The 10,169-nt window shown below is 60.8% G+C and carries 9 protein-coding genes and 1 pseudogene; 7 read left to right on the forward strand and 3 right to left on the reverse strand.

Annotated elements, in window-relative coordinates; translation table 11 throughout:
* Positions 1-65 precede the first annotated feature (65 nt).
* Both NW853_RS01130 and NW853_RS01135 read left to right on the forward strand, forming a co-directional pair.
* A complete protein-coding gene (locus NW853_RS01130) occupies positions 66-2,438 on the forward strand; it encodes a DUF3488 and DUF4129 domain-containing transglutaminase family protein (protein WP_414347238.1) in 2,373 nt (790 codons plus the stop codon).
* A 236-nt stretch (positions 2,439-2,674) separates the two neighbouring features.
* The gene (locus tag NW853_RS01135) at positions 2,675-4,012 is read left to right on the forward strand and encodes an alkaline phosphatase (protein WP_414334852.1); all 1,338 of its coding nucleotides are present in this window, start codon (positions 2,675-2,677) and stop codon (positions 4,010-4,012) included.
* A gap of 210 nt (positions 4,013-4,222) precedes the next feature.
* On the opposite strand, the gene NW853_RS01140 is transcribed toward NW853_RS01135, so the two are convergent.
* The gene (locus tag NW853_RS01140) at positions 4,223-5,686 is read right to left on the reverse strand and encodes a cryptochrome/photolyase family protein (RefSeq protein ID WP_414347241.1); all 1,464 of its coding nucleotides are present in this window, start codon (positions 5,684-5,686) and stop codon (positions 4,223-4,225) included.
* 112 nt (positions 5,687-5,798) lie between these two features.
* Positions 5,799-6,014: a hypothetical protein gene (locus NW853_RS01145; RefSeq protein ID WP_414347243.1), complete on the reverse strand. Its 216-nt coding sequence runs from the start codon at positions 6,012-6,014 to the stop codon at positions 5,799-5,801.
* A 192-nt stretch (positions 6,015-6,206) separates the two neighbouring features.
* Here NW853_RS01145 and rbfA point away from each other — a divergent pair, with 192 nt between their 5' ends.
* The 5 genes and pseudogenes from rbfA to NW853_RS01170 all read left to right on the forward strand — a co-directional run bounded on the left by rbfA (position 6,207) and on the right by NW853_RS01170 (position 9,381).
* Positions 6,207-6,635 (forward strand): 30S ribosome-binding factor RbfA, encoded by a 429-nt coding sequence (gene rbfA / locus NW853_RS01150; protein ID WP_414334855.1) that lies wholly within the window; start codon positions 6,207-6,209, stop codon positions 6,633-6,635.
* Between the two features lie 371 nt (positions 6,636-7,006).
* Positions 7,007-7,516 carry a hypothetical protein gene (locus NW853_RS01155; protein WP_414334856.1) on the forward strand — a complete coding sequence of 170 codons (510 nt, stop codon included), beginning with the start codon at positions 7,007-7,009 and terminating at the stop codon, positions 7,514-7,516.
* A gap of 40 nt (positions 7,517-7,556) precedes the next feature.
* Positions 7,557-8,375: a pseudouridine synthase gene (locus NW853_RS01160; protein WP_414347244.1), complete on the forward strand. Its 819-nt coding sequence runs from the start codon at positions 7,557-7,559 to the stop codon at positions 8,373-8,375.
* A 112-nt stretch (positions 8,376-8,487) separates the two neighbouring features.
* Positions 8,488-8,721: pseudogene (locus NW853_RS01165) on the forward strand (helix-turn-helix domain-containing protein); the annotation flags it as partial.
* The gene (locus NW853_RS01170; RefSeq protein WP_414347249.1) at positions 8,719-9,381 is read left to right on the forward strand and encodes a DUF4115 domain-containing protein; all 663 of its coding nucleotides are present in this window, start codon (positions 8,719-8,721) and stop codon (positions 9,379-9,381) included. The pseudogene NW853_RS01165 and the gene NW853_RS01170, both read left to right, overlap by 3 nt.
* Here the strand turns inward: NW853_RS01170 and NW853_RS01175 are convergent.
* Positions 9,378-10,067, reverse strand: coding sequence for a phosphoribosylanthranilate isomerase (locus tag NW853_RS01175; RefSeq protein WP_414347247.1), 690 nt, complete (start codon positions 10,065-10,067; stop codon positions 9,378-9,380). The genes NW853_RS01170 and NW853_RS01175 overlap by 4 nt on opposite strands.
* Positions 10,068-10,169: the final 102 nt, after the last annotated feature.

Consider the following 10,169-nt stretch of genomic DNA (forward strand, 5'->3'; position numbering starts at 1 on the left):
GGAGAAGAGGAAAGACTTGGCTATCTTGGAAGGGCCACTTGAGGGATCCCGAAGCAACCTAGCCCATGACCTGGCCACTGCTTGCCGTCCAAAAGCTCTTCATCTACCTGCTGGTGGGGATTGCCTTTACGGCCCTCTGCCTTGGGGATCAGGCCCTGTCGCCGGCGGTTATCGCCCTCTGCTTGGCGGCGGGGGCTGCCAGTTGGTTTTGGGAGCCGCCCCGCATTAGCTTTGCCCGCTATGCGCCCCTGTGGATGCCCCTGACGGTGAGCGTGTTGGTCAGCTTGGCGGCCCTGGTGCTTGCGGGCGTGCTGCCGCTTTCGGATGGGGCCATAGGCCTGGTGCTCTACCTTACGGGGGCCAAGTTGTTTCAGCGGGAGCGGGCAGCCGACCACATTCAGTTGGCGGTGTTATCTTTGCTTTTGATGGCCATCGCCACCCTCTTTAACGAGGACATCAGCTTTGGGTTTTTATTCCTGCTGTATGTGGGGGTGGGGCTGGTTAACCTCACCCTCTATCACCTGCGCCTGCAGGCGGAGCAGCACCCCCAGGCGGCCACCCAAGTCCGCGGGATCGACCTCAACTTTCTGGGGTTGCTTGGATCCCTGGCTTTGCTGGCAACCCTTCTCGCGGTGGTTTTGTTTTTCCTCTTTCCGCGCCTTAGCTTGGGGCTCCTAGGCCGGCAGGCCCGCTCGCCGGTGATGACCACTGGCTTTGCCGAGGAAGTCAGCCTGGGGGAGTTCGGCACCCTCAAGACCGACAGCACTGTTGTTATGCGGGTGGAGTTCCCGGCGGGGGTGCCGCCTCAGGTGGAGTCCCTCTACTGGCGGGGGATCAGCTTTGATCGCTACGACGGGCGGGCTTGGTCGCGGACGCTGAACCGCGCGATCCCGATTTTCCCCACTGCAGCAGGGGTCTTTGCCCTCTCGGCTTCCCCCTTGATCCCCACCGCTAGCGACCTCCAGTTCCTCCCCCTGGAGCAGCTTATCTACCTAGAGCCGCTGGCCACCAACACCGTCTTTGGGGTGGCGCCGCTGCTGGAGGTGGAGTGGTTGGATCGGGGGGGGGCGATGACCCCTCAGCAGGCATGGCAACGGCAAACTCGCCGCCTGCTCCTGCACGAGAGCGGGGATGTGAGCCATTCCCTGCCCCCCCGGCTGCCCTATCTCTACCGCGCCGTGAGCTGGATCCCCCGCGATCTGGGGCCCCGCCTGCGCCAGCTCGGCCAGGCGGAGTTGCTAAGTGCTCTTGACTCAGCCCAGCAGGCAGCCTACCTGCAGTTGCCGGCAGATCTGGATCCGCGCATTCCCGCCTTGGCAGAGGAGATCACCGCCGGGATCCCCGATGTCTTTGGCAAGGCGACAGCTCTGCAGAACTACCTGCTGGAGAACTACGCCTACACCACGGATCTGCCGGATCCCGGGGCCGAACCGCCTTTGGAGGCCTTTTTGTTTACCCACCGCCGCGGCCACTGCGAATACTTTGCCACCGCCCTGACGGTGCTGGCCCGCAGCATTGGCATCCCGGCCCGCGTGGTCAATGGCTTTTTGGGCGGGCGCTGGGTGGCGCAGGAAAAGTACCTGGCGGTGCGCAACGCCGATGCCCATTCTTGGACGGAGATCCCCTTTGGCCCCTATGGATGGATCCTCTTCGACGCCACGCCGCCAGAGGCCAATGTTAGCCAGCGGCAAAGCTGGTGGGATCCCCTGCAAGATTTTTACGACAGCCTGCGCTTCCGTTGGTTTAAGTACGTCATCCAGTACGACCTATCCACCCAGCGGCAGATCTGGCGGCAGATTCAGGAGATCGCCAGTGCAGTAGCGGTCTCTTCCGATCGAGAGGATGTTGCCGCCGCCTTCCGTCGCGGTCTGGTGGGCTGGGGGCAAAGGCTGCAACAGAACAGCCTGCCGCTGCTGGGGGTGATTTTGATCACCGGCTTCACGGCCTACTGGGGCCGCCGCCGCCGCTACCAGGCTTTGCACTGGCGGGATGGGGGATGGATCCTCTTGGCCACACTTGGCAATGGAGTGGTGATGGGATCCCTGTGGCAGCCGCCCCCAGAATGGCCCACCTGGATGATCGGGATCCTGCTGCCAAGTCTGGCCTTTGCCGGCATGCGCTGGATCCCGACGGCCCTGCCCAAATCGCAGCGGCGCCGCCAGGCCATCTCCAGACTTTACCTCCAACTGCGGGAGCTGGCGACGGCAGTGGGGATCCCAGCCCACCTGGGGCCGGAAGCCTGCCTAGAACACTTGCGCCACTCCGATTTGCCCCAGGCCGAGCTGGCCATCCAGTTCCTGCAGCGCTACCTGGAGGTGCGCTTTGGCGGGATCCCGCTGGCAGCCGGGGAACTGCAGCGTTGGCAACAATGCCTCAGACAGCTTAGGCAGGCCTGGCAGACCCAAAATTCCTCCCTTGCCCCCAAAAGAGCCGCTTGACCGGAAGACGGCTATGTCCTGGCGCAAGTCTCCCAAGAGCTCTACGAGAAGCCTTGACATTATGAAGGGGTTAAGAGATAGTTAACTCTAGGTATAGACCCTGCCATAGACTGGGGCGGCAGGCCATCGCTACAAGTGAGCTCTGCCCTCAGGTTTAGCCTAGCCCTTGCTAAGTGCTCCAAGGCTGTGTTACTTTTCTTGACGTTCAGCCTTGAACAAGCAAGGGCAGGTTTACTATGCGTAACTATTCTCTGAGGGCAGCTTTGGCCGCAACGCTGTGCCTGCTGTCCTCTTCCCTTTTTTCTAGCCTGGCCCAGGCGGCGCCAAAGCCGACCGGCAACGGGGCGATCTTTTTCCACCCCGATGGCACTTCGGCCTCCCACTGGGACATCACCCGCATTCTCCACTACGGCCCGGATGGCTTCTTGAACTGGGATCGCCTGCCTGTCATCACCACCTATCGTGGCCATCACCTTGACCTGTTGGGTGGAACCTCCAACGGCGGGGCGGTGACGCATGCCACAGGCACTCGCGTGCATGGCGCGACTTTTGGCTTGGATCCCGACGGCAAAGAGTATCCCTCGGCCAACGGCACCCTGAACACAATTATGGAAGATGCCATTGAGGCAGGCCTGGGCACGGCTCTGGTGCAGTCGGGATCCATCATCGAGCCGGGGACGGCTGCTTTTGTGGCTGAAGCTCCCAAGCGCAGCGACTACGAGGAGATTGCCCTGGAAGTGGTGGAGTCGGGGGTAGACATCATCCTGGGGGCCGGTGAGGAGTGGCTGCTGCCGGAAGGTGTCCAGGGGCGCTTTGGCCAAGGGAAGCGCAAGGATGGCCGCAACCTCATCGAGGAAGCCAAGAAAAAAGGGTATGCCGTCGTCTATACCCGCGACGAGCTGCTGAAGCTGCCGGCGGATGCCGCCAAGGTTTTGGGGGTGTTCAACGTAGAGGACACCTTCTACGACAAACCTGAAGAAGAGCTGCGCAAAGAAAACTTGCCCAACTACATCGCCAGCGCACCCACCATTGCCGAGATGACGCAGTTTGCCCTAGAGCGGATCTCCCGCAATCCTAAGGGCTTCTTCGCCGTCATTGAGGAAGAGGGCACCGACAACATGTGCAACAACCTCAATGCTTCCGGCTGCCTGGAGGCCATGAAGCGGGCTGACGATGCCATTGGGGTAATTCTTAACTTCATCGAGAAGAATCCCAAAACCTTCATGATCACCACCAGCGACAGCAACGCCGGCGGGATGCAGTTGGTGGATGTGGAGTCTGCCGATGAGCCGCTGCCCCCCACTGACCCCGAAGAAAGCGGCGCCCCCATCGATGGCGTCGAGGGCACGGGTACGAAGCCATTTGTTTCAGCACCCGACAAGAACGGCAACCGCCGCCCCTTTGCGGTGGCGTGGGCCACTGGAGACGACGCCGGCAGTGGAGTTATCGCCCGCGCGGCGGGCCTGAACGCCCAAGAGCTGGTGCCCACCACCGGGATCCTGAACACCGACATCTACCGCATTCTCTACACAGTTCTCTTCGGGGAGCGCATCCCCAGCGAGCTGAAGCCGTAGTCTCAGGCAACCCGGCATTGGCTCCGAACTTCTGAAGACCGAGGGGATCCAGGCGATCCCCTTTTCATTTCCATAAGTCATTAACGCAACGCTGTCGCGAACGCGCTGCTCTAACTCCCCTCTCCCTGAGGGAGAGGGGTTGGGGGTGAGGGAGTCCCTGAGGGAGAGGGGTTGGGGGTGAGGGAAGTCCTTGCCACGTCTTGTCCAGAGCTAGGAAAGAGTGGATAGTCTGCCCTGGGCCGGCTGAGAACGCCTCTGCTGCACCGCCTGGTAGCGCCGCTTGAACTCCTGCTGCTGCACCTTGTGATCCACGATGGGATCCGGGTAGCCGCAGCGCCGCCGCTCCTGTAGGGCCCAGGATCCCTTGGGATCCTCCCCCACCCACAGCAAAGCCGGGGTATCTAGCCCCGCCAGCTCCGGCAGGTAGCGACGGATGTACTCCCCTTCCGGGTCGTAGCGGGCCGCCTGGGTGGCCGGGTTGAAGATGCGCAGCGGCCTGGGATCCGTGCCCACACCGGCGCTCCACTGCCAGCCGCCGTTGTTGGCGGCCAGATCCCCGTCCACCAGCTTCTGCATAAAGTAGCGCTCTCCCCAGCGCCAGTCGATGAGCAGATCTTTGGTCAGAAAGCTGGCCACGATCATGCGGCAGCGGTTGTGCATCCAGCCGGTCTCGTTGAGCTGGCGCATGGCCGCATCCACGATGGGGTAACCCGTCTGCCCGGCGCACCAGGCCTGAAACCAGTCCTGCCGGTTGCCCCACTCCAGCGCATCAAAAGCTCGTCGGTAGGCGCCGCTCTCCACGTGGGGCCAGTGGGCCAGGACATGCTTGTAAAACTCGCGCCAGCACAGCTCCTGCCGCCAAGTTTGCAGGCTGCTTTCGGCCTCTTCACTGCGCACCTCTGCTTCCACCTCCCGCGTGGCCTGCCACACCTGACGAATGCCGATGGTTCCCCAGCACAGGTGGGGACTGAGGAGAGAGGTACCCTGTTCAGCCGGAAAATTGCGGGCCTGCTCGTAGTCCAAAATGCGCAGGCCCTGACAAAAATCCTCCAGCAGCGCTTGAGCTGCCCTCTCGCCTGCCGCCGGGATCCGCTGCTCGCAGACAAAGCCCAGATCCGCCAAGCTGGGCAGAGGTTGAGCTTTCAGGCTTGGCAGCGGCTGGAGCTCCTTGGGAGTGGGGAAGGGATCCGGCTTAGGCAAGCTGGACCAGCGGCGCCAGAAAGGGGTAAAAACCGAGTAGGGATCCCCCGCCTGGGTCACCACTTCCCCCGGACCGTGCAGCAGCATATCTTGGTAAGAAAAAGACAGGATCCCGGCTTCCGTCAAGCTGGCCCGCACCTGACTCTCCTGCTGCCGGGCCAAGGGATCCAGATCCTCGTTCCAAAACACGGCCTGCGCCCCCAGCTCGGTGGCCAACTGCCGCAGCTCCACCGCCGGATCCCCCCGCCGCCAGAGGAGCGGGATCCCCATCTGGGCGTAGCGCTCCTGCAGCTCCTGCAATGCCTGGAGGAGAAACGCCACCCTGGCCGGGGCCATATCCGCCCGCTGCAAAACCTGCGGGTCGAAAACGAAAACCGGCACCACCTGCGGGCTGCGCTGCGCCGCCGCGTGTAGGGCTGTGTTGTCTGCTAGCCGCAGATCGCGACGGTGCCAAATCAAAACCGGGGAAGTCATAGGCTACTGAGGGACGGGATCCCATCTTGGCCGGTTCCCACCACCCCTTTCAACTCATTCCCCCCTCCCGGACAGCCAGGAGCTAGACTATGAAGAACCTTAAAGGGCTCTGTCAAAGCTCTGGACGGTCGAGCAGCCGGCTGGGACAATAGCGGCAGCGTTCATCTGGCTTTTGTTGGCCATCGCTGTACCCCATTGCATAAGCTGTATCCCCCAACATCACCACCAATTGAGTTAGCTTCAGGGAGAGCAAGGGGTCAAGCGGCTCTGTGACATTCAGCATAAACTGCTCAATGGAGCGCCGCAGGGCCTCTGGCGTCTTGATCATCACGTCTCCATCCATCCATCGATGGCTTTAGGTATTCATACTCAAGGCAAGGTGGACATGGATTCAAGATAAAGGTAGAAGAGAGAGATGCTCGTAGCATCGGCTACTGTTCTGGGGATCGAGCCGACGAGGACTCTGCTCCACACCGGCCAGAGCCGGTTTGCGGATGAGCGGTAACCTAGGTATCCAAAAATGGCGACAGCGCGACGGGTGGCACGGGTAGCCGAGCTGATCAAACGGGAGGTCAGCCAAATCCTGCTCTCGGAGATCAAAGATGACCGCGTGGGGGCGGGCATGGTCAGCATTGTGGATGTCGAGGTTTCCAATGACTTGCAAAATGCCCGCATCTTCGTCAGCATCTATGGCGATGAAGCGGCCCAGCAGCAGACCATGGAGGGGCTGGCCTCTGCCACTCCCTTCGTGCGGCGGGAAATTGGCCAGCGCCTCGGCCTGCGACGGGTGCCGACGGTGGTGTTTTTGCAGGATCGCTCTTTGGAGCGGGGATCCCGGGTTCTGACCCTGCTCAACCAACTGAGACCGCCTGCCGAGGCTCAACAACAGGAGGAGCCCGGGGTTGAGGAAACGATGGAGGACACCGCCGGGGGTGAAGAAGACAATTGAGCAAACAACAATGGCTGCCCACTTTCGTGCCACCTTGGGGGATCTGCGCTAAAGCTCAGCCTGCTGTGCACAAGAGAGCAAAGAATCTACCCTGATGGCCAACGGCTTCGCGGCGACGCGGACAATGTCAAAGCCAGGTTTTCTCACCGAGAAGTTTTTGGATTTGTTAGGCTGAAGAAACTACACAGCCCTTCCCGTGGTTACCTGAACAGGATCAATGCCTGCGGCACGCCTAAACGACCACCAGAGCGCTCTATCCCAACTGGGAGTCGCAATAGTGCCGCCCACTGATAACGCGAAGGCATCAGCGTCGCTGTAGCGAACCTGCGAAAGGGCTGTAAAGTTTCTGTCCATGCCTTTTCTGCCTTTTCATGGATGTTCAAAGCCCACTGCAACCGGATCCCGCCCTGGCAGGTGCCACCCCTCTCCAAGCTCTGCAGGCTCTGAACCAGAGTGTTGCCGAAGCTTTGGTTTCCTGCTTGAAAGGGCAACCCCAACAAGCCACTCAGCACCTTTTACTGGCTCTGCCGCAGTTAATGGCTGCTCTGGGGGCTTTGAGGCAAAAATCTTCCGTTGGCGTCAGCGGGCCGGAGGCCTTGGCTGAGTCTACAGGCCGCGTTTCAGAAATCAACCCCAAGCGCATCATTCACATCGAGGGCAACCGTGTGGAAGTGTGGGTAGATAACCAGATTCGCAGCAGTTGGAGCATCTGGTCGGTGGGAGATCTCAAGGAAGTCTGCCGGCTGGCAGAAGAATTTGATTGTGGCCTCAGCTATTCTTTAGGAGATAGCTCAGGGTCGAAGTCGGCAATGCTGCTGTTGCCCCCCAATGCCGTCGATTTGCCCGACCGGCTCTCCAATCCCGAAGACTCCGCTGCCTAGCACCCTCAGCTTCGGTTGCTGCTTTTGCCGTTCAATCCCCATGGCAAAACCCCAACGGCTCCAGAAGCTTTTGGCTCAGCAGGGCTTGGCCTCTCGTCGCCAGGTGGAAGCCTGGCTCCTGGCGGGTCGCATTCGGGTGAATGGGAAAGTGGTCACCGAGCTGGGCTTTAAGGCTGATCCGGAACAGGATTGCGTCGAGGTGGATGGGCGGCCAATCTCTTGCAGGGATCCGGCCCGCCACGTTTTGCTTCTGCACAAGCCGCTGGGGGTCTTGTCCACCTGTAAGGATCCCTGGGGACGCAAGACAGTGCTGGATCTGCTTCCCCCACCCTGGAACCGACAGATCCGCCTCTATCCCGTGGGCCGACTGGATGTCGATAGCAGTGGCGCTTTGCTGCTCACCAACGATGGTGACCTGACACTGAAGCTAACCCATCCGCGCTACCATCTGCCCAAAACCTATCGAGTCCAGGTACAGGGACATCCGAGCCAGGCCACCCTGCAACAGTGGCGAGACGGAGTAGACTTAGGGGGGTACACCACTCTGCCGGCGGAAGTGGAGTTTTGTTCTGCCCCCGATTCCGGGCAGAGAAAGCATCCCGATTCCTCCTGGCTGAGGATAGTTTTGTTTGAGGGACGCAACCGACAAATTCGGCGGGTGGCAGAGCAGCTTGGGCATCCGGTGCTGGCCTTGCATCGGGAAGCCATCGGCCCAGTACGTCTGGGCAATCTGAGGGCAGGCCAGTTCCGCCAGTTGGATCCCCAAGAGGTGCAGGCCTTGCTGGCCCCGTTTGCCGCCGCCGACAGCTCAGCTCTGCCCAAGATCGCCTCTTTTTTCTCTTCCCGTCCTTCTTCATAATGTTGGGTACGGGGAGAAAAGGACAGAACGGCTTGCGGCTGTATCTTCTTGTCTGCTGACAATTTGGGGCTGCTTGTAAACCAGCTTCCTCTCTTCCACAGGTGACCAAACGATGCAAGAGTCAGCACACTCTAAGGACTCCGTCCCGCTAACGCGATTGGAAGCCCTGGGATCCCTGCTGCGGCAAACACGGGAGGCACGGGGCCTGACGTTAAGCGAAGTAGCCAACGATACCTTTATTCGCTCCCAGTATCTACAGGCGCTGGAGGAAGCCGATTTGAGCCGGTTGCCGGAGCCGGTCTATGTGCAAGGGTTTCTCAAGCACTATGCCAACTATTTGGGGTTGGATGGCGAAGCCCTGTCTCGGCAGGCTCTTCCACTTCTATCGGCCAAAACGCCCCCTGGATCTGCTCCCCTTCTGGCTGCTGGTGGGCAGACCGCCTTTGCCCTGCGCCCTCTCCACCTTTGGGTCGCCTATGTGGTGCTGGTCGTGCTGGCAGTGGGGGGATTATCGGCTCTTTTGGAAGGCACAGGCAATCCCTTTGGGCGTTGGCTGGTGAGCCTGCCGAGGATTGGCCGAGAGGGATCCGGCCAGCAACCCCCTGCTGCCAACTCTCCGGATCGCACCCTGCCGGCAGCTCAGCCTACGGCCCGCCAACTGTTTCCCACCCTTGACCAATGGACGCGCATTCAAGGCGTTTTTCCCGAGATATTGGAAGCCTACTCAGGGGGAGTGGGGCGCAAGCCGGTGCGTCTGGACATCCGCGTTGTCGAGCGCCCCTCCTGGTTGCGGGTCATTGCCGATGGGCAAACGGTTTTCGAGGCTACCCTACAGCCAGGGGCCGAGTTGAATTGGGAAGCGGAGCAATCGATTGTTTTGCGTACCGGCAATGCGGGCGGTGTGTTGGTGACCTTTAACGACCGGGAGCTTGGGGTGATGGGCCGGTTTGGAGAAGTGAAAGAACTGATGTTTGAGCCGGGGTTGGATATTCAGTCCCTGCGCTAGGGATCCGGCCTATCATGTGTCAGTGGCCACCCGGAAGCGATCTCCCACCCTTGGGAGCGGAGCTGCTGCAACAGGTGCCGGACTTTGTCGATGTCTTTATCGCCTGGCCGGCGTTCCACACCGCTGGAGAGATCGATGCCGTTGGGCTGAAGGTGGCTGAGGGCCTGCCGCACATTGTCCGGTTTCAACCCACCGGCCAGCAGCCAAGGCAAGGGCAGGGATCGGTGGGCCAGTTCCGGCCAATTGAGGGTTTGCCCCGTTCCACCCGCCTGTTGGGGGTGATAGGCATCCAAGAGCAGCCCCTCTACACAGTCTCGGTAGAGATTGGCCCCTTCCAGATCCGCCGGGTGGCGAATGCGCAAGGCCTTGATGCGGCGGATCCCGGGCAGCCATTCCCCCAACTGCCGACAATCCTGGGGGGATTCCTGGCCATGCAACTGGATGGCCGTGAGGCCCACCGCTTCCACCCAGGCGGCGATGACGCGGGGATCCTGATCCAGAAAGACCCCCACTTTTTCCACAGGGCCGGGCAGAGATCCCACCCAGCGGGCCATTTCCTGTAGGGGCAAATAGCGAGGCGTATTGGGCACAGCAATAAACCCAAGAGCGCTCACCCCCAACGCGGCAATGGCCTCCGCCTGATCCTGACGGGTGATCCCGCAGATTTTGACAAACAACCGGCCCATTGGGATCCCTTCCGACAATCAACCTACCCCAGTCACTTCAAATCCAATAGCAACGAAACGGTTCGTTATGCCGTTATTGCTACGCAACGCTGTCGCAAACGC

This window comes from Synechococcus sp. H55.11 (assembly GCF_047462475.1).
Lineage (GTDB): Bacteria > Cyanobacteriota > Cyanobacteriia > Thermostichales > Thermostichaceae > Thermostichus.

Coding starts and splice junctions, on each gene's coding strand:
- NW853_RS01135 (WP_414334852.1), top strand. CDS start 2,675: ATGCGTAACTATTCTCTGAGGGCAGCTTTGGCCGCAACGCTGTGCCTG.
- NW853_RS01140 (WP_414347241.1), bottom strand. CDS start 5,686: ATGACTTCCCCGGTTTTGATTTGGCACCGTCGCGATCTGCGGCTAGCA.
- NW853_RS01175 (WP_414347247.1), bottom strand. CDS start 10,067: ATGGGCCGGTTGTTTGTCAAAATCTGCGGGATCACCCGTCAGGATCAG.
- NW853_RS01160 (WP_414347244.1), top strand. CDS start 7,557: ATGGCAAAACCCCAACGGCTCCAGAAGCTTTTGGCTCAGCAGGGCTTG.
- rbfA (WP_414334855.1), top strand. CDS start 6,207: ATGGCGACAGCGCGACGGGTGGCACGGGTAGCCGAGCTGATCAAACGG.
- NW853_RS01145 (WP_414347243.1), bottom strand. CDS start 6,014: ATGATCAAGACGCCAGAGGCCCTGCGGCGCTCCATTGAGCAGTTTATG.
- NW853_RS01130 (WP_414347238.1), top strand. CDS start 66: ATGACCTGGCCACTGCTTGCCGTCCAAAAGCTCTTCATCTACCTGCTG.
- NW853_RS01155 (WP_414334856.1), top strand. CDS start 7,007: ATGGATGTTCAAAGCCCACTGCAACCGGATCCCGCCCTGGCAGGTGCC.